Consider the following 23,297-nt stretch of genomic DNA (forward strand, 5'->3'; position numbering starts at 1 on the left):
ACCAATGGCGAGTCAGGACAGCGGCGAACTGTTCGTCGATCCGAACGTGGCCAAACTAATGGTTGCAGCTTGTGATGCGTGGATCGGTGAGCTGCAATTGATGGTCAAGCATTGTGAGCGACTCAGCGACGTCAAGGGTATGGGCTCTCTTCAGTCAGGTCGCGATCTGGCCGCAAAATTCTCAAAGAAAGCGCGCAACGGCGGTGGCGAGGACTCGCTGGAGAAAACGCTCGACAGCCACATCGCCGTGGTGAAGGAGATGCGAGCCTATTTCCAAGCCTGCATCGACCGCTATGAATCCGTGGACGCGGAGAATGCCGCCGCCCATGGGAAGCTCGAGATCCCCGGATAGGCACAAAAAATCTCGCTGAGCGGGAGGGCATCCGACTCAGCGAGACTGTGGAATGACTAGGCGGTGGGCAGAGACTTCAGCGAGGTGACCGTAGCGTCCACAGCGCGTGCTGCTTCGGCGCCCTTCTTCACGAAATGGGTGCTGAAGTAGTCGACATGCTCGGCATGCTCGTGGAAGTTGTGCGGCGTCAGAACGACGGAGAAGACCGGAACATCAGTATCAAGCTGCACTCGCATCAAACCGTCGATGACGGCTGTCGCCACAAAATCGTGGCGGTAGATGCCACCGTCGACGACGAGGCCGGCAGCAACAATTGCCTGGTAACGGCCTGTCTGCGCCAAACGGCGAGCGTGCAGCGGGATCTCGAAAGCGCCCGGCACCTCGAAGAAATCGACTGAATCGCGGGCGTAGCCCAAACCGACTATTTCGTCTGTGAATCCGTCACGTGCACGGTCCACGATGTTGCGATGCCACGTCGCCTGAATGAACGCGATGCGCTGTCCCTGGATGTCACTCATAACGACAAAACTACTGCACCAGGAAGCGTCGTCGCGAATGCATGTCTCAATCCTGCTGCCGCGGGAACGCTGTGGAGCGCCCCCAGCCGGCATCGTTGGTGAGGTGCTCGAGCAGCGGCTGGATTCGGTAGGGAAGAGGATTGGTCAGCGCGATCGTGGTGGTGGAATGCGTGACACCAGGAAGGCTGACGATCTGCTCCGCCAACTTCTGCAGCGCAGCGTGGGTGGAGGTGGCTACGCGCACCAGCAGATCCTCGCGTCCCGTGGTGGCGTGAATTTCGATCACCTCGGGCAACTCGGCCAAGCTCCTTGCGATGGCGCTGATTTTTCCCTGCTCCAATTCGAGGCCCACAAATGCCTGAATGGGGATGCCAACTTCGGGGAGATCGAGGTTGGGGCGGAAGCCGGTGAGGATTCCGCCTGATTCCATCCGCTTCATCCGAGCTTGGACAGTGTTTCGGGCGACTCCCAACGAGTTGGCGAGTTCGGCGACGCTCATGCGCGAATCCTTGCTGAGCAATCCGAGCAACTGGACGTCGAGCTTGTCGATGCTGAGCACTTTGTGAACCTTTCCTCAGTGATCGAGGTCACTGGATGATCGTATTGCTTAGTTCAATGGATTTGCATTGACCAAATCGTAGCTCAGGATGAGCATTGGTTTCACGAATTGCTTAGCGGGACAGTTTTCGTAGATCACTGTACCCATCGACGATTCGCCTCGATCTCACGCCTGTGTCGTACAAGTTCTTTGGAAAGGTCTATCTCACAATGACTCTCACTGCCGAGCCTGTGAACTCCGCCCACATCTCCGACGACACTGCTGGCGTATTCGATCGCGCAGACTATCTTCGCGATTACCCGCACGAGCAGGTGAGCTTCTTCCAGGATCCGGCAAGCGGACTCAAGGCGATTGTTGCAATCCACTCCACGACGCTCGGGCCGGCGCTCGGCGGAACTCGCTTCTACCCGTACGCGGACGAATCTTCCGCTGTCACAGACGTTTTGCGGCTCTCTCGCGGAATGACCTACAAGGCCGCGGTTGCGGGTGTTGATCTGGGCGGCGGAAAGGCCGTCATCATCGGCGACCCGGCAACGGCGAAGTCCACCGAATTGCTCGGCGCCTACGCAAAATTCGTTCAGACACTGGGTGGCCGCTACATCACGGCCGGAGATGTCGGAACCAACTCGGACGATCTCGACGTGATCGGGCTCGGAACGGACTTCGTGGTGGGGCGCAATGCGAAGGCAGGCGGTTCGGGCGACAGCGCGCCGATGACGGCACTCGGTGTTTTCCAGTCATTGCTGGCGGCGGCGCAGGCGCACTGGGGCTCGCGTGATCTGACCGGGAAGACGGTGGGAGTCGAGGGCACCGGCAAGGTTGGGTATGAACTCATCAAGCTGCTCCTGGCCGACGGCGCGACCGTACTGGCAACCGACGTCAACACGGCAGCACTCGAGCGCGTGAAGGCGGATTTCCCGCAGGTACAGATCGTGGACAGTGTCATCGACGCCGATCTCGATGTTTATGCGCCTTGCGCAATGGGTGCGACGCTCTCGCACACCTCGGCAGAGGCAATCGCTGCCGCGGTGATCTGCGGCGCAGCCAACAACCAGCTGACCGAACCCGAGGTCGAGTCTGTTCTGAGCGAGCGCGGCATCACGTGGGTACCCGACTACGTCGCCAACGGTGGCGGCCTCATTCAGGTTGCTGGCGAGCTGAAAGAGCATACGGCTGAGCAGGTCAGGGCTCAGGTGGAGAAGATTTTCGACACGGTAACCGAGATTCTTGCCAAGGCGAAGGCTGAAGCGATCCTCGCGGGCGATGCAGCAGACGCCGTCGCCGAGGCGCGTATCGCACAGGCTGTTCGTTCGCGCACTGCGAGCTGAGACGCTCCGCGCAAGGTCATTAATTCGGCCGGTCCCGGCTAGTGTGGAACCAGACAAGCAGATGTGCAGAACTGGAACACGCGAGCCGGGACCGGCTGCAGTGCGTCGAACGCCCTATCCGCTCCATGTCCGACGCCGGAAGGGCCTTTGATGACCGAACAGTATGTTGTGTGGACCGAGAACGATACCGAGCGCCGCGCGCTCTGGGGGTCCACGAGTGGGGCACCGGCCCCTAAACGAATACTGGTCGCAGACGACACGATGAAGGCGGACGAAGCCTACCGATTGGCTTGCGAGGGAACAGCCCTTCTGTGGCGCGGTGACTTCCAGAACGCGCGTCAACTGTCCAGGGCTGTGGCTGCCCGGATGGATCGCAAACCGCGCAGAGACTCGGATGATCCGGCCCAGGCCTTCCATCTTCACCGCCAAACACAAGGTCGACGCGCACAGATTCTCGGCATGCTCTTGATTCCTCTCGACGCGGATCTCTCGATCCCGTTGCGTCGTGCGCCCGACGCACAAGTGGCATTCACCGAGGCATTCGGCGTCACGGATCAGCCGTCGGTTCGTTCACTGCGTGATCTCTTGGGTGCAATCGGCGCGCACGAGTGGAATCGCAAGGGTGTTCTGATTCCCGCGTTGGACGCTCGGATCCATCCGGCTTTCGGAGTGTTCTCGCCCGTGCGCGGTGAGTACATCGACCTGGTGGCCGCTGCGCCGTTGCCGTCGACCGAAAGCGCTTTCGACATCGGTACCGGCACCGGGGTGCTGGCCGCTGTGCTTGCTGCGCGTGGAGTCGGAGAAGTGACGGCGACGGATCAAGATCCCCGGGCCCTGCAGTGCGCGCGGACCAATCTCGACAGGTTGGGTTACAGCGATCAGGTGACGGTGATCGAGGCCGACTTGTTCCCGGAAGGTGTTGCGCCACTGGTGGTCTGCAACCCGCCGTGGATTCCGGCCAAGGCAACCTCGCCGATCGAATACGCGATCTACGATCCCGCCGGAGCGATGTTGAATGGCTTCTTGACGGGGGTTGGCGCGCATCTCGCTGAGGAGGGCGAGGCCTGGTTGATTCTCTCCGATATCGCCGAACACCTGGGCCTGCGCACGCGATCAGAACTGCACGCGATGATCGCAGCAGGAGGGCTGACGGTGATCGATCGCATAGACGTCAAACCGACGCACGCCAAGGTGAGTGACCGTACGGACGCTCTGCATGCAGCGCGTGCGCGCGAAACCACCTCGTTGTGGCGGCTTCGCCGACGCTGAATCTTCGAAGTCAGGACGGGTCGTCGAACAGCGTTGCCTGAGTGGGATCGGCGAATAACCCCATTTGTTCGGGCTGCGGTTTTGCCGGCGGATCTGACTTGGCATCGGGCAGCACAACCAGACGTAGTGCACCGCGCAGGCGATCGACCATGCGTTCCCACGTACTTACCTGATCATTGAATCCGGCGGCTTCTTCAGCGTCGTCGCGGCTGTGTGCGTCGACGGCTTGGCTCCGTAACTGGATCTGCCACTCGTTGCTGATGTGGAGCAACTGCAGGATCAGGTCGCGGTCGCGACCGCACACGTCGGCGACGGCCTCGAGGTCATCGGCCACATCGAGATCGAGATGAAGCAGCGTCTCGAGTTCTGGCGGCAGATCGTCCATGGTGAGCTCGGGCTGAAGTGTGCCCGCCTCGCCGCCTTTGTTCGCGAAGAAGAGATCGCCGCCCAAGCGCGACGCGAACTCGTCGTCGACAGTACGAAGGAACGACGTCAACGAGGCGCACGTATCGGTGAGATGTTTGGGCACAAACGGTGAGCCCGCGACTTCGAGGAAGACAGACAACCTGTCGTCGATCAGAACGAACTTGATCCGGGACCATTTGCGGTTGAGGTCCGCGATGACTTCGCTGGCGCGGGTGCGATCGCTGATGTCCTGTACCAGAGGTGAGAACAGTTGAACGTCAAGCGAATCCGAGAGCGGTCCGACGAACATGACGGTGGAGCCGACGCGAATGGGGATGTCTCCGTCGCTGTCGCGTTCGGGGAGGCTGCCGAGCATGGGAACCAGGGCAAGCGTGACAAGTTCTTTGAGATGGTCGACGTCGTTGGGCAGGTATGCCGCAGCGGGATCGAGGAGCGGTAGCTCGTCGACGGTGGTGATGGAGGGATCGAAGTCCGGTGTCAGCTGATTGCCGGTGAGATCACTGGACAGAAAGGCCGGGTGCTGGACGCCGAAAACCGTGCGAAATGCCGCAACGGTCATCGAAGCCAGTTGGTCCGACCAGTTCTGCCTTTTGTCGACGCAGAAAGCGGGGGAGCTGTTATCGGTATCGGGGCCGTCCGACGGTGGAGCCCAGCCGAGCGCGACGAGCGTCTCGAGGCCGGACTCGTCGAGGGCGAGCCGAGGGTGCAGGAAATTATTGGAGGGAACCTCGCACCGCACCATGTCGGTGTCCCAGATCAGGAACTGAACACAGGGAGCTCCACCTTCGGCGGTGTCGATGTCGGAGGTTGCAGCCTCGACAGCAAGGACGTCGCCGTCCACCATGATCGAGATGTGGTCGGCCAGGCGTGCCTGAAATTCCGCCCACGCTCGGTCGACACTGATATCGAGGTCGAATCCGTGCACGGCCATCAGTCACCTCCTAACGCAACGCTGAGACCTATACGGTAACGCGAGGTGCCGACAAAGCAGCTGTTTGCAGGTGGGGGATGTAACGCTGGTCACCGTGCTAAAGCGCGGCGAAGGTCTCAGTCTCCGCTGGCCGGGCTATCCGAATCGATGGTGACGACCGGGATTCCCGTGCTGGTCGGGACTGCCGTCGACGTCGCGGTCCCGGACGGGCTAGCGCTCGACGATGTCGCTGACGCGGGAGTGGACGATACAGGCGTCGATGTCACCGGAGTGGTGGAAGTGGTGCTTGATACAGCGGTGGTCGAGGTTGTCGTGGATGCCACCACCGAGGTCAGCGGTACGTTGCGTGGGGCTGTGAGCTCGGGTGCAACCTGCCATGTCGGCGTCGGCGGTATCACGACCGTAGGTACGACTATCGAGGTGTAGAAGGAAGCAGGTTCGATATCCGCGAGTGAATCAACGGTGACCGTGGAAACCAAGGCGGGCGGGGTGACTATCGGCCCGCCGCCGAATGCTCCGGCCGCGCCGCCGAAGAGGAAGCCGGAAGCGACAGAAATGCCGGCAACTGTGAGCGCGCCGACCATGACAGTTCTGTCTCTCATGCACAACCTGTTCTCCGGGAGCAGTACGCAAAGCGCTGTAGGCGAAATCGAACAGTAGTGGCACATCGAAAACTATTGGGTGGGACGCGAATAAGTGTGTCGTAGAACACAAAGGCCGCATTATGCGCAAAACCCCGGGCGTTGACGCCCGGGGTCTCGCCGCGAAACGAGGCTATGCCGGGATGGTCAGAACCTGGCCCGCATTGATGAGATCCGGGTTGGCAATACCGTTGGCATCGGCGATGCGCTGGTACTGGTTGCCGTCGCCGTAGAAGCGCTCGGCGATCGCCCAGAGGGTGTCGCCGCCCTCGACTGTGTAGGTCTGGGCTGCCGGAGCAGCGGGAGCCGGTTCGGGCTCCGGTGCTGCCGGGGCAGGCTCCGGGGTGGGCTCAACTGCGGGAGCCGCGACGGCGGTGTCAGTGGACCACAGGGCGCGGCCACCTGCGGACAGAACGACGTTGCGATCGTCCTGCACCGAGAGGGAGGCACCTTCGTTGCCGGAGGTCTGCGATGCCCAGACTGCGTCCCCGTCCTTGTAGAGGACGAAGTTGCCGTCGGCCTGCACGTCCGCGCGGTTGGCGCCCGATCCGTTAGTGCCGGCTGCCCAGACTGCGCGGCCGTCCTCGGAGAGAACCAGGTTGCCGTCGTCCTGCAGGGTGAGGGCGTAGGAACCGTTGTCGGACTTGAGTTCCTGGCCGATAGCGAGACTCTGGCCTGACTGCAGTGTGCTCACACTGTCCCTTTCCAAATCTGTTGCGGTGGTGTCCTGCCACGCAAGCATCACTCGCCAGTTACCTTGCGGTGAGTGGTTGCGTAGGCCGCCCACACTACGTTACTGGAGAGTTTTGTGGAACGTCCGACACACATACTTTGATTTCGTCGGGCGTGATCTCTCTGGTAGTAAGTGGTTTTGGTTGCCGTGAGATTTTTCCGACGGTCAACCTGGGCGTCGATCAATCAGTCTGTTCTGAATTCCTGGTGAACTGCGCGTGACTCTCAGCTTATCTTCAGTAATCGCCAGGAGGGGACTGATCGGACAACGCGGCCAAAGTCTCGCTGTGCAGCACCTGGAGCAATTCGCGCTCGACCGCGGCAAATTCTGGCGAGGTGATCATGTCCAGTTCGCGGGGACGCGGAAGTGGCACGTCGACGACGCGCTTTACCGTGGCGGGCCTCGCGGAGAGAACGACGACGCGATCGGACAGATAGATGGCCTCACGAATATCGTGGGTGATCATCAGAACTGTCCACCGATACTGCTGCCACACATCCTGGAGCCACGACTGCATTTCGGTTCGGGTCAACGAGTCGAGGGCGCCGAACGGTTCGTCGAGCAGCAGAACGGGCTTGCCCTGAACTACGGTGCGCAGCAGGGCAGCCCGCTGGCGCATGCCTCCCGACAGCTGCGACGGAGTGGCATTCTCGAAACCTGATAATCCGAAGGCGGCGAACAACTCACGCGCCTTGTTACGTGCGTTTTTCCGCGGCACACCCTGTACTTCGAGTCCCAGTGCGGTGTTGTCGAGAACCGAACGCCACGGAAACAGGAGATCTTTCTGGGGCATGTAGGCAGTCGGGATGCCGTCTCCCGAGCCCGGCAGACCTACGGAGACGGTTCCCGACGTGGGTGTTTCGAGTCCGGCCAGGACACTGAAGATGGTGCTCTTTCCGCACCCACTCGGTCCGATGATCGACACGAATTCGCCTGGGGCAGCGTAGAACGACACGTCGTCGAGAACCTGCCGCGTCTCTGCACGGGTGCTGAATTCCTTGCTGAGTGAGGCCACGTCGACAATGCGCTCGGCAGTCATCGCGGTGTCCTTTCGTTCAGCGCCCACGGTGCAACGACGCGTTCCACCGCAAAGGTCAGTAGGTACAGGGTGACACTGATCAGAGCGGTCACCAGTACCGCCGCAAGGACCAGGTCCGTGCGGAAGGAATTCTTCTGGGTGCTCATGTAGATGCCCAAACCGGAGGTCGCGCCGACGTATTCGGAGAACACCGCCCCCACGACGGCGTAGGTGATACCGATGCGCAGCGCGGTGAAGAACCGTGGAATTGCCGACGGGAGTCGGACGTACCGGAATTCCTGCCAGCGGGAGGCGCCCATGCTGCGCAGGAGGGCGCCGGCTTCACGATCGGCCGCGGCAAAACCCTCGATCAAACCGATAGTCATCGGGAAGAACGTTGCCAGTGCGATCACCAGAACCTTCGGCAACAGTCCGAATCCGAACCAGATGATCATCAGTGGTGCGATCGCGATGATCGGCAAAGTCTGCGAGACGACAAAAAGCGGCACCAACGCGCGCGAGAGCCATGGTGAAAAGTCCACCACCACAGCAAGAATCCACGCGAGCGCCAACGACACGGTGAATCCGATCAGCGTCACCTGAAGAGTCGACAATGCATGGCCGGAGATCACGTCGCGGTTGTTCCACCCCTGCGAGAGCACTCGGCCCGGCGACGGCAGAACTTGCGGACGGATGCCGCTGACGTTGACGTAGATCTGCCAGGCTGCAACGAGCAGGATCACCACGGCGAGCGCGGGCAACGCTCGCCGTGTGACGGATCCCCATCGACTCGCCACTTCAGGGCGCGGCGAGGTACTCATTGGTGAAGTATTCCGACCAATTCGGTTTCTGAGTCAGCGTATTACCGTCCGGGCCGGCCAGCAGACCGTTGTCGAAGAGGAATCCTGAATAGCCGGACCATGTTTCGAGATTCTGGGTTCCGACAACGCCGTTTGCGTCCAACATGTAGTCGGCGGCAAGCATCCGTTGACTGTCCCGCACGAGGTCTTCGTCGGTGAAGGCGCCGGGATTGGCGTCTATCAGATCCTGCGCCGCACGATCGGGATCCTCGGCGGCGGTCTGATATCCGCGCTGCACGGCCTTGACGAACTTGGCAGCTTCCTCGGGGTGATCCTTCAGCCACTTCTGATTACCGTTGATCACAATGGAATACGCGTCGGGGAACCCGTAATCGGTGTACTGGAAGTAGCGCATCGGGGTTCCGTTGCGCTCCGCTTCGAGACCTTCCCACGCAAAGTAGGACACCGTGAAATCAGCTTGACCTGAATACACCGCTTCGTAGGCCGACGTACCCAACGCGACGGTGGTGAAGTCGCCGGTACCGCCGTCGTTGCGAATCACCTGCTGCAGCGTTTCGACCTCGCCGGGATCGCCGAAGCCGGCGTAGACCTTGCCGTCGAGATCACGCGGACGGGTGATGTCCGATCGGTCGGCTTTGACGCCGATTCCCGTGGCACGGTGCTGAAGTGGCGCGATGACGGAGACAGTGTCCGCACCCGCAGCGCGGGCGAATGTCGCCTGACTCTGGGTGCTGATCCCGAACTCGGCGTTGCCGGCATCCACCAGGGTGTCGGGGGAGGTGTTGTTGTAGGGAAGGATCGACACGTCCAGTCCGGCGTCGTCGAAGTAGCCCTCCTGCATCGCGACGTAGAGCCCGGTGTGATTGGTGTTGGGAGTCCAGTCGAGTGCAAACCGGATAGCATCCGAAGACTCTGTGCCACTGGAGCATCCACTGATCATGGTCAGTGTTGCTGCGAGAGCTGCGGTCGTGGCGAGAACACGCCTTACCGAGATCATGACGCGGGCCAAGCCTGCGGGTGCAATGCCGAATCCCAGAACATCAGCTCGAATCGACTCGCGATTCGGAACGCCTCGCTCATCGCTTCTCGATCTGCTTCGGTGGCGGCGTCGGCTGCTGCGTCGACGAGCTCCCGCGCTTTCGCGACGGACTCGTGGAACTCCGGAGCGTCGTAGGTACTGACCCACTGCGCGTAGGGGTGCGTCGGATCTGCGTCCAGAACTTCCCGCGCTGATGCGGCCAGGTCGCGGCCGACCTCGGCGTAAATCCAGAAGCAGGGGAGTACGGCAGCCGCCGAGACGGCGTACGGCGCGGTGGCGGCAGTCGCGATCAGATAGGACACGTATCCCAAACAGGCTTGTGAATGCTCGAGGCGGCTGGCCTCGGCTGGCAGAATCCCGCCGGTGAGAAGGCCGTCGTGCAGTGACGACTCGACCGTGGCCGCCGTGGATGCGGAGTTGGACCAGAATCCCGCTGCCTGCGGGTTCGGTGCGTGAGCGGCAACGAGAGACAGCGCTTGGGAATAACCCTCGAGATAGAGCTTGTCTTGCTCGATGTAGGTGCGGAACGCGTCGAGCGGCAAGGTGCCGTCGCCGAGTCGGCGCAGGAATTCGAGTGAGTCGATGGACTCACGCAGCACTTTTGTCTCGTCCCAGAGGCGGTCGGTGAATCGGTCCGACGTCGATTCGATGAGCGCCGTGTGTGCGACGGACGTATTTTCGGCAGAACTGTATGCAGGCTGTGTGGTAGCCATGACATCCCTTCGTCAGCATTACCTGATCAGGTTCCCGGGTTTGATCTCAGCCCCGCCCATGCGGAGCACCCCGTGTCAGAACAAGGCGACCTTAACACCGCCGCTTTTCGTTGCTCGTCCCCACCTGCCGGAAATTGGTAGGTTTGGGACAGATTCTCTCAAAGTCGAGGTCGTGAGGAGATTCAGGCATGGACACCGAAATTCGACCGGGAGACACAGGCGAGAGCACTCTTGTCGTCCACACCGCAGCCGGTGACGTCCGAGGGCATGCCGATGGTTCGGTTTTTGCCTGGAAAGGTATCCCGTACGCTGCTGCCCCGACCGGCGAGCGAAGGTTCCGAGCGCCACTACCGGCTGCCCCCTGGGACGGGGTGCGGGATTGCCGCGCCTTCGGTCCTATCGCACCGCAGGGACAAAGCCCCGCAGTGCCGATAGATCGGGCGTTTGTGGTCGACGAGGATTGTCTGTCCGTCAATGTGTGGGCGCCACGACCCGACGGCACGCCGCGGCCGGTCATGGTGTGGATTCACGGCGGTGCCTATTGCCTGGGTTCGGCCGCCCAAAGCATCTACGACGGTCGGCACCTTGCGGAGACCGGTGACGTTGTTCTCGTCTCGTTCAACTACCGCGTCGGTGCGATGGGGTTCCTGGACTTGTCTTCGTTCTCGACGCCGGACGTGGTGTTCGAGTCGAATTGTGGCTTGCGCGACCAGATTGCAGCGCTCGAGTGGGTGCGTGACAACATTGCTGCCTTTGGCGGCGATCCGGGCGAAGTGACGGTTTTCGGAGAGTCGTCGGGTGCCGGTTCCATCACGACGTTGATGACCTGCCCCACGGCCGAAGGGCTCTTTCATCGCGCGATCGCTCAAAGTCCACCGGCCACATCGGTATACGGCCGCGATCGCGCCCGCTCGGTGGCCATCCGCTTCCTCGAACTTATCTCGATTGACCCCGAAGATGCTGCGGAACTGATCGACGCTGATCTCGAACTGATCATCAAGGCCGGTGACGAGTTGGTCAACGAAATCCCGACCCGTATACCCGGCACCCTCGCCATGGCTCCGGTGGTGGATCGAGATCTGGTGCCGCACTACCCGGTTGCCGCTTTCCAGAAGGGGTATGCCCACAGGATTCCACTGATCATCGGATCGAACAAGGACGAGGCGTCGATTTTCAAATTCATGAAATCGCCGTTGATGCCGGTGAGTGCGCAGTCGGTGGAGGCGATGTTGCAGGCCCTGGCCGACGACCACCCGGACATCTCACCGACGCGGCTGGCCGAGATCATGTCCGCCTATCCTGACCATGCCAAACCGAGCGGCGCCTTGGCGCTCTCGCGCGACGCGGCGTTTCGGATGCCGACACTGTGGATTGCCGACGCCCATGCACGGCACTCTCCGACCTGGCTTTACCGATTCGACCACGCCACGCCCATGCTCAAGGCCGCGCGCATCGGAGCCGGGCACGCAACCGAATTACCTTATGTATTCGGCAATTTCGGAACCTTGAACGTCGATCCGACATTCTGGTTGGGGGGACGCAAGGCTGCGATGGAGGTGGCCGGTCGGATGCAACGACGGTGGCTGGCGTTTGCCCGGCATGGAGTGCCGGCCGCGCTCGACGGGTCCAAGCACTGGCCGCCGTATGACGAGGAGGCGCGATCGACGCTACTGATCGATTCGCCGGACTCGTTGGTCCACGACGCTGACGAGGTGCTGCGTGTCGCCTGGGGGACCGAGGTGATGGGATTCAAATAGCGGTCAGGGGCGATCGAGTTCGCGCAGCACCGGAAGCGCCGCGCACACGATCGCGATGACAACAATCGGAATCGACAGTGCCACAAAGGTGGATGCAATACCGAGCTGATCGAGAAGTGGGCCGACAACGAGGTATCCGAGTGGGCCGGCGGCGTAGGCCGTCGACGTCATCACACCGACAACCCGGCCGCGCATGTGCTCGGGGCTGCGAGTCTGCATGGCGTAGTTGGCTATCGGGCCCACCGGGCCGTACACAAGACCTTGCAGGCCCGCCAGGACCAGAATCACCCACAACGGCGGCAGCAAGGCCATCGCGAGCATGGCAACGCCGAGCACGCCGACTGCACAGATCATGATCAGTCGCCGCGACATCAGGGGAGCGAGCGGCGCGTACGCCAAGGCACCCACGATTCCGCCGATCGCCAACGCCATCAACACCGACCCGAGCTGTGCGGGTTGATCGAGTTCGGTGAAATACACGGGAAAAACAACGCTTTCCACCGGCATGTACAGAGCCACGACGGCCATGTCGACCAGTGCCAGAGTTCGGAGAAGCTTGTTGTTCCATACGAACTTCAAGCCCTCGAGCGTGCCGTGCCAGATGGACGCCGGACGTAACTCGGGGTCGGGTGTTCCGGCATCAGAGAGGCGGATGAAGGCAACGACGATTATCGAAAGCACAAACCCCGCCGCAGTCACCCAGAGGGTGCTGACCGCGCCGATGGTGGCGATCAAGACGCCGCCGACCCCGGGACCGATCAGATATGCGACGTTGTAGTTCGCCTCGTACAGGCTGTTGGTTCGATCGAGCTTCCACCCCGCGGCGCGCGTCGCCGCCGGCAGCATCGACTCTCGCGCTGCCATGCCGGCCGGATCGAACGTTGCACCGAGAGCAGCGAGAGCGGCAATCACCGGAATGCTCAGACCTGAGGTGACTGCGAAGATGGGAATTGCCGAAGCCGACACCGCGGACAACGCGTCGGACACCAGCGAGGTGCGCCGACGACCGAATCGATCTACGAGAGTGCCGGAGAACAAACTTGCGATCAGTAGTGGCACGGCAGCAGCGCCGGCAACAATTGCCGCGTCGGTGGCGCGCCCGGTGCGCTCGAGAACGAGCCAGGGGATGACCACCATGGAGATGCCGTTTCCGATTGCGGAGAACAGCGTCGCGAGGTTGATCAGAACCAACGGAAGGTAGTGGATCTGTTCGGACGTGCCCGCGCCCAGTCGGGGTGTGACAGTCACGGACATTCCTTCCGGGCGGCGGGGCAGCAAAAGTGCTGTTTCCACCAACACTGCCCGACGCGCGTCATGTCCGCGACTGATTTTTGACGGCTCGCTCGGCCTCGGGGTCAGTTATCCCCGAGGCAACAAGCGGTTACACGAGGATCTGAAACTCCGGATTCTGCGCGACGAACTTTTCGACGTACGAGCAGGACGGGACAATCTTCTTACCGTCCGACTGCGTTTGTGTGAGGGCTTCGCGCACGACGACGGCAGCGAGCCCGCGGCCACGGAACTGCGGGTAGGTGACGGTGTGGTGGAAGTCGCGCACACCATCCGATTCGGAATACTCGGCAAAACCTGCGAGTTCGTTGTCCGCGTAGATATCGAAGCGGCTCTCGTCGACGTTGTGCACGACTGTGTCGGTCATTGTTGGTGGCTCCGTATCGGTGAGGGATGTCTCCTCGACGGTACCCGGGGGTGTGGGCGGTGCGGGAGGCGCTTCGAGTCAGCGCTCTTCGATTGCTGCTCGCTTAATTGGACAGCCGTTCAAAGTTGATCGTGTAGGGCGCTGTGGTGTCAGAAATAGGCTGTGTACTAGGGATTCTCGGTGTGAAGATGCGTGGGAAAACAGCGATACACATGATTTGCTACCGTAACGATCCCACCTGGTGAGATAGTTGAAAAAGATTTTTTCGCAACCGGGCGTGTTGCTCCCTTGGGGGCCGAAAAAACGGGCAAATCGCAGGTCAGGGCGACTGGCTCCAGATATGGACCAATGTCGTGAAGGCGATAGCCTTAGGTCTCGAATAGGCACTAACACGGCATCGTTTTCCAGAGCGCAACCCAAACGAAGCTTTGGGGGGTTAGCGTGTGCATCGTCGGGGATAAACGAAGCGTTACAGGGTCACCGGAAAAAGTCTCGGGTGCATCCAGGCAACGGGTAGTCGTCACATCGTCGTCGAACACTTCGAGGAAGGAACGCACATGATTTTCGGACAGCGTGAGTCGAACAGTTACCTGGCTGCAATATTCTCGTACGACTTCCTCGATGAGCACATCGGATACGAGACGATTGCGCGCATTCACCGTGGCGAGATCGATGATTGGATCCGCGACCTTGCCGCATCCGGACTCTTTTCCGCGGCCGAGGTTCGGGCGGCAGAACTCGCATGGCACAAGAACCCGCGACTCCTTCTCGACGCGCTCCTCGAAGACGCGGACGAAGTGTCGGTCAAGCGGTGGGAAATCGCGTGGGCGCGACTCGATCGCCAGTCACATAGCGTTCACCCCGCACCCGTCGCTGAGCACGGTTGAAGGGCAACTGACGACTGAGGTGGTCAGATGATGCTTGCCTCGCCGCCATCGACCACAACAACCTGCTGATCACTCAGCACCCGGAACGGAATCTGCGCTGCCGTAAGTACGGCGATGGTCCGTGCCGTGGCAGCAGGGTCCTCGAGTACAGAACCGTCGCCGTGCGGAACAATCGCGAACTCGACAAATGCAAGCCCAGCCCATATCGGCTCGATTCCGCACGTAGGCAGTACATCCGACGGATCATCGGTGACGTCCAACCCGGTCAAGGTCGGTGTGGCCACTGCAGCGCCGGCGCTGTATCCCGCATAGGCAAGATCTCCGTCGCGGACAAGGCGTTCGAGGACTTCGTCCGCTCCCGTCCGCGCTAATTGCGCTCGCAGGACAAAGGTGTTTCCGCCGCGGACCCAGACACAGTCGAACGTCCGCAGTGCCTGCTCCAGCGCGTCAGGTGAGTGTGAGTAGTCGCGGATGTCGAGTTCCTCGGCGTCGTATCCCGCTCGGCGTAGTGGCATCAGTTCACTGGTGACCGCGGACGCTCGGGCGGTGACCGGCCACGCGTCGGCGGCCGCTGCGATGACGGCGATCCGAGCACCAGGGCCGACCAGTTCCGCGAACCGTGTGTGGTGGTCGCCGAACCGGTACGACGCCAGGAACAACTTCATCGGACGGCGTGGTTCAGATCGTGAACGCAAGGTTGTCGAGGATCCGTTTGCCGAGCGCGTGATCGCCTATGATCGCGATCTCGTCAAGATGATCAGCCGCGCGGACCCGTCCGCAGGCAAGTCTCGTGAAGAGGGGGGAATTCATCCGAACGGTCACGGTGGGCGGCCCATCGAGCGTGGGAACCAGAGCGGCGCGACCGTCGACGGCGATGTGTAGTTCGCGGGCCAGGGGGCCGCCGAGATCGAAGGTGATGCTGGAGCCGTCCGGTGCCTTGCCCCGTTTGCCGACAACAAATCCGAGCGAACTCGAGATTTCCTTGAACGCCAACTCGGCGCGCGGACCGCCCTCGTCTCCGGGAGCGCTGACAGCGTCGCGGATGTCGAGCTCGTGTAGCCAGCAGTCGAACAATCGAATTCGCATGAAGCGGCCGTACGGTGCCGGGCCGACGGGCGTGGAAGACTCGGCATTCCAGTCGGATTCGCTCAAAGCGCGAAGGGTGGCGGTACGAGCCGACGTGATCTCGCGATACTGCTCCAGGAGTTGCGGCGACGGGACCCGTCGAAGTCCCTCGACCCAACGCTCGTTGAATGCGCCGATCTCGTTGTGCACGTGGGGGAGCGCGTGAACGTTGACGTCGGTGGTCGGCGGTTCGATTCCCGCGAGAAGAGATTCGGTTCCGATCAGGTGCGCGGTGATGTCATGCACCGTCCACCCCGGCAAATTGGTGGGGGAGAACCAGCCGTCGCCGTCGAGGGCAGAGAGAAGCGAGTCGATGACCTGCCATTGCTCGATCAACAAATCGGTGACGGATTCCTGGGGCCAGTCGCTCATATGACTTTTCTCCGTAGGTATCGAAGGTTCACTGACCTCTCACTGTAGGGCGAGGAAGTTCGGCCGCCGAGCCAATGGCGCCGTTCCGCCGAAATCGAATCGAACCGCGCCGCCTTGTGATAGACCGGGGTGGACGGACGAGAAGCTGATTGAGGAGTGCGCGTGTTTCCTGGAAATTTTGTTGCTTCCACACCGGACAAGCCGGCGATCATCCGGCCGTCGACTGGTGAGTCGATCACGTATCGGGAGCTCGACGAGCGATCGATCGCACTGGCCAGGTACTTGCGCGGACTGGGAATGAAGCCTGGCGACCACGTTGCACTTATATCGAACAACGACCTGCGCGCGTTCGAAGTGTATTGGGCTGCACTGCGGTCCGGCTTCTACATCACCGCGGTCAACTGTCATCTGACGGCGCAGGAGGCGGCGTACATCGTCGACGATTGCGAGGCGAAAGTACTGATCGCGTCCGCTGCAGCAGCACACGCTGTTCCGACAGATCCGGCGCTGACTCCGCGAGTTCTCCACAGATTGGTGTACGGGGGTGAGCTCGCGGGATTCGAAGACTACGACGCGGCTGTCTCGGCGCAATCGACGGAGCCTTTGGATTTGCAACCCCGCGGCACGGACATGCTGTATTCCTCGGGAACAACCGGTCGCCCCAAAGGGATCAAGGGAGATCTGCCGGAAGGTGAAGTCGACGTCACGATGGATCCATTTACCGCCGTGTTCGCGCCGATGTACGGATTCGATTCCAGCACAGTCTATTTGTGCCCGGCGCCGATCTATCATGCTGCGCCACTACGGTTCTGCGGGGTCATCAACTCGGTGGGCGGCACAGTGATCTTGATGGACAGCTTCGACGCCGAGGCGGCGCTGTCTCTGATCGGTGAGTACGGCGTCACGCACAGTCAGTGGGTGCCGACGATGTTTGTGCGGATGCTCAAACTTCCCGAGGAGACACGACTCGGATACGACGTGTCGAGCATGAAGGTGGCCATTCATGCCGCGGCACCGTGCCCGCCGGAGGTCAAAGCGTCGATGATCGACTGGTGGGGTCCGGTGATCAACGAGTACTACGCGTCGACGGAAGGCGCGGGCGCGACATTCATCAACAGCGAGCAGTCGCTGTCGCATCCAGGTTCGGTCGGTCGTGACGGAGTAATGGGGATTGTCCATATCTGTGACGATTCCGGCGCGGACCTTCCCGTCGGTGAGGTCGGCACAGTCTTCTGGGAACGTGAGAAGTTGCCGTTCCGCTATCACAACGATCCGGAGAAAACTGCGTCCGCGCAGCACCCCGATCATCCGAACTGGACCACGAGCGGCGACATCGGGTACATCGACGACGAGAGGTTCCTCTATCTCACCGATCGGGCGGCATTCACCATTATTTCGGGCGGCGTCAATATCTATCCGCAGGAGTCGGAGAATGTTCTGACTCTCCACCCGAAGGTTTTCGACGTCGCGGTAATCGGAATTCCCGACGACGAGATGGGTGAACAAGTCAAGGCGGTCGTCCAGTTAGTGGACGGAATCGAGCCTTCGGCAGATGTCGCCGAAGAATTGCTGAAGTACGTGCGTGATCGCGTTTCGCATTTCAAGGCGCCGCGGTCCATCGATTTCGCCGACGAATTACCTCGAACTGCCACGGGAAAACTCGTCAAGCACAAGTTGCGATCCCAGTATGTGAATAGTTGATCAATCGTTACACGATTGTTCGGAGATAGTCGGCCAGCACCGACGCGTGGCTGTGGGTGAGGTCCTTGCTCGCGGTGAGCAGCACGATGGGGTGCGGGTCCGCTGCGGGTGTGACGCGCGCCAGGTACTCGCGGACGGGACGTGCGGCGAGTTCTGCGCGATATCTCGCGGAAAACGTGTCGAAGCGAGTCGTGTCGTGGCCGTACCACTTTCGTAGTTCGGAAGATGGGGCCAATTCCTTGGCCCAGTCGTCGAACGACAACTCGTCGCGTCGTATCCCGCGCGGCCAAAGCCGATCCACTAACAACCGCACCGCGTTTTCCGAACCGGACTGTTCGTAGATCCGTTCTACGACAATTTTTCGACGCTTCACGATCGACACCTCATGCATCGATTGTGGTTCACATCGTGGAATAGGTCGACACCCCGATGTGATGGGGCTCACATTATACTGACTTGTACATAGGTAAAGATACTGTTCGGACTCGATTCAGATGAAGAAAGTAGTTCTCCGTGTTCACTTTGCACGGAGAAGTCTGGCTAGTATCAGTCACCATTCACCCAAAAGCGGGTCATCTTCCGCTCATCCCATGTTGGCCGCCGCTCATCGCAGCAGGCGAACCACCAACCGCAGAAGGTAATGGAACAAATGGAAACATCGAAGAGCGCACAAGTGCGTCCGTCGGTCGGCGTCCCTCGGGAGTCGAGTGACGGTGAGCGTCGGGTCGCGTTGGTGCCGAAGATCGTGGCGGCTCTGATCGGGAAGGGCGTCGACGTTGTGGTCGAGTCCGGTGCCGGTCTGGGTGCGTTGATCCCGGACGAGCTGTACACCGCTGCCGGCGCGAAGATCGGCGATCCGTGGACCGCTGATGTTGTTGTCAAGGTCGCGCCGCCGTCGTCGGACGAGATCGGCAAGATCAGCTCCGGAGCGAAGTTGATCGGGTTCCTGAACCCGCGCAACGCGGACAACCGCATCGCCGAGCTCAAGGCTGCCGGAATCGAGGGATATGCGGTCGAGGCTATTCCGCGTATTTCCCGCGCCCAGGTGATGGACGCTCTGTCGTCGCAGGCAAACGTGTCCGGTTACAAGGCTGTGTTGCTGGCGGCGTCGGAGTCGACGCGATTCTTCCCGATGCTCACCACGGCCGCCGGTACGGTCAAGCCCGCGACGGTGCTTGTTCTCGGTGTCGGTGTTGCCGGTCTGCAGGCGCTGGCTACGGCGAAGCGTCTCGGTGGCCGCGCTACCGGCTACGACGTGCGACCTGAGGTTGCCGATCAGGTGCGCTCGGTGGGCGCTCAGTGGCTTGATCTCGGTATCGACGCAGCCGGTGAGGGCGGATACGCCCGTGAGCTCACCGACGACGAGCGCGCGAAGCAGCAGCAGGCTCTCGAAGACGCCATCAAGGGATTCGACGTCGTGATCACCACGGCGTTGGTTCCGGGTCGTCCCGCTCCGCGTCTGGTGACCGCAGCTGCTGTGGAGGGCATGAAGCCCGGCAGTGTTGTCGTGGACCTTGCCGGTGAGACGGGCGGCAACTGCGAGTTGACCGAACCGGGTCAGACCGTCGTCAAGCACGGCGTCACCATTTGCTCGCCGCTGAATTTGCCGGCGTCGATGCCCGAGCATGCCTCGGAGCTGTACTCGAAGAACATTTCCGCGCTGATCGAACTGATGCTCGTCGATGGGGCTTTGGCTCCCGATTTCTCCGACGAGGTTCTGGCCGGCGCGTGCGTCACCCGTGAAGAGAAGGGCGCCTGATGTACACATCGTTGTTGTCGAATATCGCGATCCTGGTGTTGTCCGGATTCGTCGGTTTCGCGGTGATCTCCAAGGTCCCGAACACTCTGCACACCCCGCTGATGTCGGGTACCAACGCCATCCACGGCATCGTCGTCCTCGGCGCGCTCGTGGTTTTGGGCAAGGTGCACGATCCGTCCATCGGATTGCAGATCATCTTGTTTGTCGCACTTGTCTTCGGAACGGTCAACGTTGTCGGTGGCTTTGTGGTCACGGACCGCATGCTGGCGATGTTCAAGGCCAAGCCCGCCGCCAAGACTGTTTCGAAGGATGGTGACCAGTAATGGAATACCTGGTCAATGGTTTGTACATTGTCGCGTTCTCGATGTTCATCTACGGTCTCATGGGTCTTACCGGCCCGAAGACCGCGGTGCGTGGCAACCAGATCGCCGCAGTCGGCATGCTCATCGCCGTCATCGCGACGCTGATTTCCATCCGTGACACGGAGATGGGGAACTGGATCCTCATCGCGGCCGGTCTGATCATCGGTGTTGTGCTCGGTGTTCCGCCGGCGCTGCGCACGAAGATGACGGCCATGCCGCAGTTGGTGGCACTGTTCAACGGTGTCGGCGGCGGTACCGTCGCGTTGATCGCGTACGCAGAATTCCTCGACTCGGACGGTTTCACCGCGTTCCAGCATGGTGAGTCCCCGACGGTGCACATCGTCATCGCATCTCTCTTCGCTGCGGTGATCGGTTCGATCTCCTTCTGGGGCAGCGTGATCGCGTTCCTGAAGTTGCAGGAAACCCTGCCGGGTCGCCCGATCGGCATCGGCAAGTTGCAGCAACCCCTCAATGCTCTGCTGCTCATCGCCGCTGTTGCATTTTCGGTGATCATCGGTATCAAGGCGATCTCCCCGGAAGGCCCGACCAGTTCCCTCTGGATCGTCGGTGTCCTCGTACTCTCGGGCATCCTCGGCTTGATGGTGGTGCTGCCGATCGGCGGCGCCGATATGCCCGTCGTGATCTCGCTGCTCAACGCACTCACCGGTTTGTCCGCTGCCGCAGCAGGTTTGGCGCTCGACAACCAGGCCATGATCGTGGCCGGCATGATCGTCGGCGCGTCGGGCACCATCTTGACCAACCTCATGGCGAAGGCCATGAACCGCTCCATCCCGGCGATCGTTGCCGGCGGCTTCGGTGGCGGCGGCGGAGAAGCTGCATCCTCCGACGGTGTCGTGCGCACGGCGAAGGCCACCTCCGCGGCCGATGCCGCTATCCAGATGGCGTACGCCAATCAGGTGATCGTGGTTCCCGGTTACGGTTTGGCTGTGGCGCAGGCTCAGCATGCCGTCAAGGACATGGCGAAGTTGCTCGAGTCGAAGGGCGTCGAGGTCAAGTACGCCATTCACCCCGTTGCCGGTCGTATGCCCGGTCACATGAATGTTCTTCTCGCCGAGGCGGATGTCTCGTACGACGCGATGAAGGAAATGGACGACATCAACGACGAGTTCTCCCGCACCGACGTCACCTTGGTGATCGGCGCGAACGATGTAACCAACCCGTCGGCGCGTAATGATCCGAACTCGCCGATTCACGGGATGCCGATCCTGAACGTGGATCAGTCGAAGTCCGTCATCGTGCTCAAGCGTTCGATGAACTCGGGCTTCGCCGGTATCGACAACCCGCTGTTCTTCGCCGAGGGCACTTCGATGCTCTTCGGTGACGCGAAGAAGTCCGTCGCCGAGGTCACGGAAGAACTCAAGGCTCTGTAAGTTTTTCTGCTGCAGCAAAGGGCGCCTACTCACGAGGGTGAGTAGGCGCCCTTTCGGTTTACAGGTGGATGCGCCGATCGCGGGAGAACGCGATGGCTGCCGTATCAGGTCGGGCTGCTTCACGTTTCGCGGCGACCGGCGAGTGCTCCATCAGAATGGCTGCCACACAACCCCAGGCCGCTGCGATCAGGAGCCCGGCAACCACACCAAAGATTCCGCTCATCTCGGTGGCGACCACACTGACCGCGACCGCGGCAACTCCTGAGATGCCCAGTCCGACAATGACGGGTCGCCACCGCGGCGCAGAGATCAGAACCGCCGAACCGTACAACGCTGCTGCGGCAACAACATGCCCGCTGGGAAGCAAGGCCGTCGGCGCATCCGTGAGCCATGAACCCAGCGCAGCACTGGTCAGATTTGCGCCCACCCCGAGCATGAGTATGGCGCCGATACCGTATGGCAATGTGCGGAGCATCGATACTGCGGCGAGGACGGCGGTGGCCGTCAACACGGCAGTGACGTCCACGACGCGGACGATCTGATCGGCAACGGATCTCAACGATTCCGGAACAGTGACCGTCGGTGAATCAGGTCGGAGAAAGTACAAAATACCGAGCGCTGCGGCACAGAATGCGGCAAGGGCGAGGAAGCGGGTTGTGGCGGACGGCGAGTGGGGGGCGGAGGTCGAGACGGTCACATGTCCAGCATCCCTGCTTTGTCTGTGACAAGCGTGAGGATCAGCTGTGATCTCGGTGGGTGGTCGAAGAATCGCGACGAACGACACCGGCGGACAGTGCTGCGACCAGCACACAGAGAAGTGGGATGAGCATCGCTGTGGTGAGTGGCACAATCTGCGTCGCCCAGCCGATCGTCGCGGGGCCGGCAAGAAACCCGATGTAGCCCAAACCCACAACCCGAGACATGTTGGTACCAGCTGATCCTGAGCCCAGGTTGCCGGCGGTCGTGAAGATCTGTGGGATGCAGCCGGACAGTCCTGCGCCGAAGAGCGCCCAGCCGAAGAGCGTGAGCGGAAGCCACCCGGAAAGAACGACTGTCAACATTCCCACCGAGGCGATCATGGCGCCGTAGCGAACAACCGCGACGGGGCCGAGGGCGGCGCTGATGCGATCCGCGGTGAATCGGCCGACTGTCATCATCGCGGAGAAAGCTCCGAAGGACAGGGCCGCAACGGCATTCGAGACGCCAAGATCTTCCTTGACTTGCAGTGCACTCCAATCGTTTGCCACACCTTCGGCGAGCATGAGTACAAACGCCAGCGCGCCCAGCGCAAGCACCTTGGCCGAGAAGTGGCCGTGCGGTTGTTCCGCAGGGGCGTCGTCGTCGGAGTGGCGCTCGAAGCGCGGAAGCAAGGGCCGGGAGCAGATCGCGACGGCACCGAAGCCGACCAGTGATGCGGCGGTCAGCGTAACGGAAGGTGCAAGGCCGAGTGCCAGAGTGCCCGCTCCGACAACCGAACCCACCACTCCGCCCACGGAAAACATGCCGTGGAACGCGGACATGATCGGCCGTCGGTACAACTGTTCGGCTTCAACGGCTTGGGAATTCATCGAGACATCCAAGGCGCCGTTGGCAAAACCGAAAGCCACCAGTGCAGCGCCCAATTGCCACGCGTTGGTGGCAAATCCCGGACCGAGCACGGCGGCGGACAGACCGGTTCCCGCCAGGATTACCATCCGTCGGCTCCCGTAGCGGTCGGCGAGCGGGCCACTGAGCTGCATGCCGGCAATGGCGCCGACGGCAAGCAGGAGAAGCAGAGACCCCAGTGTGGAGTGGCTGATGCCGACGCGGTGCTCGATCGACGGGATATGCACCACCCACATCGCGAGCAGGAAGCCGTTGATACCGAATATGCCGAAAATACCGGCACGTGCGCGAATCAGAGTGGGAGTGGGGGCGATGCTCACCGTGACAGTCTGC

25 protein-coding genes and 1 riboswitch are annotated in these 23,297 nt (G+C 61.3%); of the genes, 9 read left to right on the plus strand and 16 right to left on the minus strand.

The annotated features are described in order from the left end of the window. Nucleotides 1-4 precede the first annotated feature (4 nt). Nucleotides 5-352: a hypothetical protein gene (locus tag V2B23_RS26320; RefSeq protein ID WP_430953000.1), complete on the plus strand. Its 348-nt coding sequence runs from the start codon at nt 5-7 to the stop codon at nt 350-352. A 56-nt stretch (nt 353-408) separates the two neighbouring features. Here V2B23_RS26320 and V2B23_RS26325 read toward each other — a convergent pair whose 3' ends face one another. Both V2B23_RS26325 and V2B23_RS26330 read right to left on the minus strand, forming a co-directional pair. After that, nucleotides 409-870, minus strand: a complete 462-nt coding sequence (locus V2B23_RS26325) for a 6,7-dimethyl-8-ribityllumazine synthase (protein ID WP_033236033.1) — start codon at nt 868-870, stop codon at nt 409-411. Nucleotides 871-916: 46 nt separating this feature from the next. Continuing rightward, nucleotides 917-1,429, minus strand: coding sequence for an Lrp/AsnC family transcriptional regulator (locus tag V2B23_RS26330; RefSeq protein WP_033236034.1), 513 nt, complete (start codon nt 1,427-1,429; stop codon nt 917-919). Nucleotides 1,430-1,638: 209 nt separating this feature from the next. Between V2B23_RS26330 and V2B23_RS26335 the strand changes: the two genes are divergently transcribed. Both V2B23_RS26335 and V2B23_RS26340 read left to right on the plus strand, forming a co-directional pair. Further along, a complete protein-coding gene (locus V2B23_RS26335; protein WP_430953001.1) occupies nt 1,639-2,757 on the plus strand; it encodes a Glu/Leu/Phe/Val family dehydrogenase in 1,119 nt (372 codons plus the stop codon). Between the two features lie 150 nt (nt 2,758-2,907). Further along, entirely contained in the window at nt 2,908-4,026 is a 1,119-nt protein-coding gene (locus tag V2B23_RS26340; protein ID WP_430953002.1) for a methyltransferase, read from the plus strand. 10 nt (nt 4,027-4,036) lie between these two features. Here V2B23_RS26340 and V2B23_RS26345 read toward each other — a convergent pair whose 3' ends face one another. From V2B23_RS26345 to V2B23_RS26375, 7 genes are all read right to left on the minus strand, one after another. After that, complete coding sequence (locus tag V2B23_RS26345; RefSeq protein ID WP_430953003.1) at nt 4,037-5,383, minus strand: T3SS (YopN, CesT) and YbjN peptide-binding chaperone 1; 1,347 nt, start codon at nt 5,381-5,383, stop codon at nt 4,037-4,039. A 116-nt stretch (nt 5,384-5,499) separates the two neighbouring features. Then, nucleotides 5,500-5,985 carry a hypothetical protein gene (locus tag V2B23_RS26350; protein WP_430953004.1) on the minus strand — a complete coding sequence of 162 codons (486 nt, stop codon included), beginning with the start codon at nt 5,983-5,985 and terminating at the stop codon, nt 5,500-5,502. A 172-nt stretch (nt 5,986-6,157) separates the two neighbouring features. Then, the gene (locus tag V2B23_RS26355) at nt 6,158-6,766 is read right to left on the minus strand and encodes a LysM peptidoglycan-binding domain-containing protein (protein WP_430953083.1); all 609 of its coding nucleotides are present in this window, start codon (nt 6,764-6,766) and stop codon (nt 6,158-6,160) included. A 226-nt stretch (nt 6,767-6,992) separates the two neighbouring features. After that, nucleotides 6,993-7,796: an ABC transporter ATP-binding protein gene (locus tag V2B23_RS26360; protein WP_430953005.1), complete on the minus strand. Its 804-nt coding sequence runs from the start codon at nt 7,794-7,796 to the stop codon at nt 6,993-6,995. Further along, a complete protein-coding gene (locus tag V2B23_RS26365; protein WP_430953006.1) occupies nt 7,793-8,596 on the minus strand; it encodes an ABC transporter permease in 804 nt (267 codons plus the stop codon). The genes V2B23_RS26360 and V2B23_RS26365 overlap by 4 nt, the downstream gene beginning before the upstream one ends. Then, nucleotides 8,574-9,593 (minus strand): ABC transporter substrate-binding protein, encoded by a 1,020-nt coding sequence (locus V2B23_RS26370; protein WP_430953007.1) that lies wholly within the window; start codon nt 9,591-9,593, stop codon nt 8,574-8,576. The genes V2B23_RS26365 and V2B23_RS26370 overlap by 23 nt, the downstream gene beginning before the upstream one ends. Further along, on the minus strand, nt 9,590-10,348 hold the full coding sequence (locus tag V2B23_RS26375; RefSeq protein ID WP_430953009.1) for a TenA family protein: 759 nt from the start codon (nt 10,346-10,348) through the stop codon (nt 9,590-9,592). Before V2B23_RS26375 ends, V2B23_RS26370 begins: the two co-directional genes overlap by 4 nt. After that, a riboswitch (TPP riboswitch) is annotated at nt 10,336-10,431 on the minus strand. Its footprint overlaps the gene before it by 13 nt. 105 nt (nt 10,432-10,536) lie before the next feature. Here V2B23_RS26375 and V2B23_RS26380 point away from each other — a divergent pair. Then, the gene (locus V2B23_RS26380) at nt 10,537-12,105 is read left to right on the plus strand and encodes a carboxylesterase/lipase family protein (protein WP_430953010.1); all 1,569 of its coding nucleotides are present in this window, start codon (nt 10,537-10,539) and stop codon (nt 12,103-12,105) included. A 3-nt stretch (nt 12,106-12,108) separates the two neighbouring features. Here V2B23_RS26380 and V2B23_RS26385 read toward each other — a convergent pair whose 3' ends face one another. Then, complete coding sequence (locus tag V2B23_RS26385) at nt 12,109-13,353, minus strand: MFS transporter (protein WP_430953011.1); 1,245 nt, start codon at nt 13,351-13,353, stop codon at nt 12,109-12,111. Nucleotides 13,354-13,486: 133 nt separating this feature from the next. Continuing rightward, nucleotides 13,487-13,762: a GNAT family N-acetyltransferase gene (locus tag V2B23_RS26390; protein WP_033236036.1), complete on the minus strand. Its 276-nt coding sequence runs from the start codon at nt 13,760-13,762 to the stop codon at nt 13,487-13,489. Nucleotides 13,763-14,319: 557 nt separating this feature from the next. On the opposite strand from V2B23_RS26390, the gene V2B23_RS26395 reads away from it, so the two are divergent. Then, nucleotides 14,320-14,649 (plus strand): hypothetical protein, encoded by a 330-nt coding sequence (locus V2B23_RS26395; protein ID WP_033236037.1) that lies wholly within the window; start codon nt 14,320-14,322, stop codon nt 14,647-14,649. Nucleotides 14,650-14,672: 23 nt separating this feature from the next. Here V2B23_RS26395 and V2B23_RS26400 read toward each other — a convergent pair whose 3' ends face one another. Further along, nucleotides 14,673-15,314: a Type 1 glutamine amidotransferase-like domain-containing protein gene (locus V2B23_RS26400; protein ID WP_430953012.1), complete on the minus strand. Its 642-nt coding sequence runs from the start codon at nt 15,312-15,314 to the stop codon at nt 14,673-14,675. Between the two features lie 13 nt (nt 15,315-15,327). Beyond that, a complete protein-coding gene (locus tag V2B23_RS26405; RefSeq protein ID WP_430953013.1) occupies nt 15,328-16,146 on the minus strand; it encodes a maleylpyruvate isomerase family mycothiol-dependent enzyme in 819 nt (272 codons plus the stop codon). 162 nt (nt 16,147-16,308) lie between these two features. Here V2B23_RS26405 and V2B23_RS26410 point away from each other — a divergent pair, with 162 nt between their 5' ends. Next, nucleotides 16,309-17,847, plus strand: coding sequence for an AMP-binding protein (locus V2B23_RS26410; RefSeq protein WP_430953014.1), 1,539 nt, complete (start codon nt 16,309-16,311; stop codon nt 17,845-17,847). Between the two features lie 7 nt (nt 17,848-17,854). Here the strand turns inward: V2B23_RS26410 and V2B23_RS26415 are convergent, their stop codons facing one another. Further along, a complete protein-coding gene (locus V2B23_RS26415) occupies nt 17,855-18,220 on the minus strand; it encodes a DUF488 domain-containing protein (RefSeq protein WP_430953015.1) in 366 nt (121 codons plus the stop codon). A 276-nt stretch (nt 18,221-18,496) separates the two neighbouring features. Between V2B23_RS26415 and V2B23_RS26420 the strand changes: the two genes are divergently transcribed. From V2B23_RS26420 to V2B23_RS26430, 3 genes are read left to right on the plus strand one after another with little or no spacing between them, the layout of a single operon-like run. After that, nucleotides 18,497-19,606, plus strand: coding sequence for a Re/Si-specific NAD(P)(+) transhydrogenase subunit alpha (locus tag V2B23_RS26420; protein ID WP_430953016.1), 1,110 nt, complete (start codon nt 18,497-18,499; stop codon nt 19,604-19,606). Beyond that, on the plus strand, nt 19,606-19,929 hold the full coding sequence (locus V2B23_RS26425; protein WP_033236042.1) for an NAD(P) transhydrogenase subunit alpha: 324 nt from the start codon (nt 19,606-19,608) through the stop codon (nt 19,927-19,929). The genes V2B23_RS26420 and V2B23_RS26425 overlap by 1 nt, the downstream gene beginning before the upstream one ends. Next, complete coding sequence (locus V2B23_RS26430) at nt 19,929-21,359, plus strand: NAD(P)(+) transhydrogenase (Re/Si-specific) subunit beta (RefSeq protein ID WP_033236043.1); 1,431 nt, start codon at nt 19,929-19,931, stop codon at nt 21,357-21,359. The genes V2B23_RS26425 and V2B23_RS26430 overlap by 1 nt, the downstream gene beginning before the upstream one ends. Nucleotides 21,360-21,417: 58 nt before the next feature. Here the strand turns inward: V2B23_RS26430 and V2B23_RS26435 are convergent, their stop codons facing one another. Further along, nucleotides 21,418-22,056 (minus strand): hypothetical protein, encoded by a 639-nt coding sequence (locus V2B23_RS26435; protein ID WP_430953017.1) that lies wholly within the window; start codon nt 22,054-22,056, stop codon nt 21,418-21,420. A 40-nt stretch (nt 22,057-22,096) separates the two neighbouring features. Further along, nucleotides 22,097-23,284, minus strand: coding sequence for an MFS transporter (locus V2B23_RS26440; RefSeq protein ID WP_430953018.1), 1,188 nt, complete (start codon nt 23,282-23,284; stop codon nt 22,097-22,099). Between the last annotated feature and the right edge of the window lie 13 nt (nt 23,285-23,297).

The organism is Rhodococcus sp. 24CO, from assembly GCF_050586165.1.
GTDB lineage: Bacteria > Actinomycetota > Actinomycetes > Mycobacteriales > Mycobacteriaceae > Rhodococcus_F.

What these genes read in the sequence shown, in the direction of transcription:
- V2B23_RS26320 (WP_430953000.1), top strand. Translation starts at nt 5, where the DNA reads ATGGCGAGTCAGGACAGCGGCGAACTGTTCGTCGATCCGAACGTGGCC.
- V2B23_RS26325 (WP_033236033.1), bottom strand. Translation starts at nt 870, where the DNA reads ATGAGTGACATCCAGGGACAGCGCATCGCGTTCATTCAGGCGACGTGG.
- V2B23_RS26335 (WP_430953001.1), top strand. Translation starts at nt 1,639, where the DNA reads ATGACTCTCACTGCCGAGCCTGTGAACTCCGCCCACATCTCCGACGAC.
- V2B23_RS26340 (WP_430953002.1), top strand. Translation starts at nt 2,908, where the DNA reads ATGACCGAACAGTATGTTGTGTGGACCGAGAACGATACCGAGCGCCGC.
- V2B23_RS26345 (WP_430953003.1), bottom strand. Translation starts at nt 5,383, where the DNA reads ATGGCCGTGCACGGATTCGACCTCGATATCAGTGTCGACCGAGCGTGG.
- V2B23_RS26350 (WP_430953004.1), bottom strand. Translation starts at nt 5,985, where the DNA reads ATGAGAGACAGAACTGTCATGGTCGGCGCGCTCACAGTTGCCGGCATT.
- V2B23_RS26355 (WP_430953083.1), bottom strand. Translation starts at nt 6,766, where the DNA reads ATGCTTGCGTGGCAGGACACCACCGCAACAGATTTGGAAAGGGACAGT.
- V2B23_RS26360 (WP_430953005.1), bottom strand. Translation starts at nt 7,796, where the DNA reads ATGACTGCCGAGCGCATTGTCGACGTGGCCTCACTCAGCAAGGAATTC.
- V2B23_RS26365 (WP_430953006.1), bottom strand. Translation starts at nt 8,596, where the DNA reads ATGAGTACCTCGCCGCGCCCTGAAGTGGCGAGTCGATGGGGATCCGTC.
- V2B23_RS26370 (WP_430953007.1), bottom strand. Translation starts at nt 9,593, where the DNA reads ATGATCTCGGTAAGGCGTGTTCTCGCCACGACCGCAGCTCTCGCAGCA.
- V2B23_RS26375 (WP_430953009.1), bottom strand. Translation starts at nt 10,348, where the DNA reads ATGGCTACCACACAGCCTGCATACAGTTCTGCCGAAAATACGTCCGTC.
- V2B23_RS26380 (WP_430953010.1), top strand. Translation starts at nt 10,537, where the DNA reads ATGGACACCGAAATTCGACCGGGAGACACAGGCGAGAGCACTCTTGTC.
- V2B23_RS26390 (WP_033236036.1), bottom strand. Translation starts at nt 13,762, where the DNA reads ATGACCGACACAGTCGTGCACAACGTCGACGAGAGCCGCTTCGATATC.
- V2B23_RS26395 (WP_033236037.1), top strand. Translation starts at nt 14,320, where the DNA reads ATGATTTTCGGACAGCGTGAGTCGAACAGTTACCTGGCTGCAATATTC.
- V2B23_RS26400 (WP_430953012.1), bottom strand. Translation starts at nt 15,314, where the DNA reads ATGAAGTTGTTCCTGGCGTCGTACCGGTTCGGCGACCACCACACACGG.
- V2B23_RS26405 (WP_430953013.1), bottom strand. Translation starts at nt 16,146, where the DNA reads ATGAGCGACTGGCCCCAGGAATCCGTCACCGATTTGTTGATCGAGCAA.
- V2B23_RS26420 (WP_430953016.1), top strand. Translation starts at nt 18,497, where the DNA reads ATGGAAACATCGAAGAGCGCACAAGTGCGTCCGTCGGTCGGCGTCCCT.
- V2B23_RS26425 (WP_033236042.1), top strand. Translation starts at nt 19,606, where the DNA reads ATGTACACATCGTTGTTGTCGAATATCGCGATCCTGGTGTTGTCCGGA.
- V2B23_RS26430 (WP_033236043.1), top strand. Translation starts at nt 19,929, where the DNA reads ATGGAATACCTGGTCAATGGTTTGTACATTGTCGCGTTCTCGATGTTC.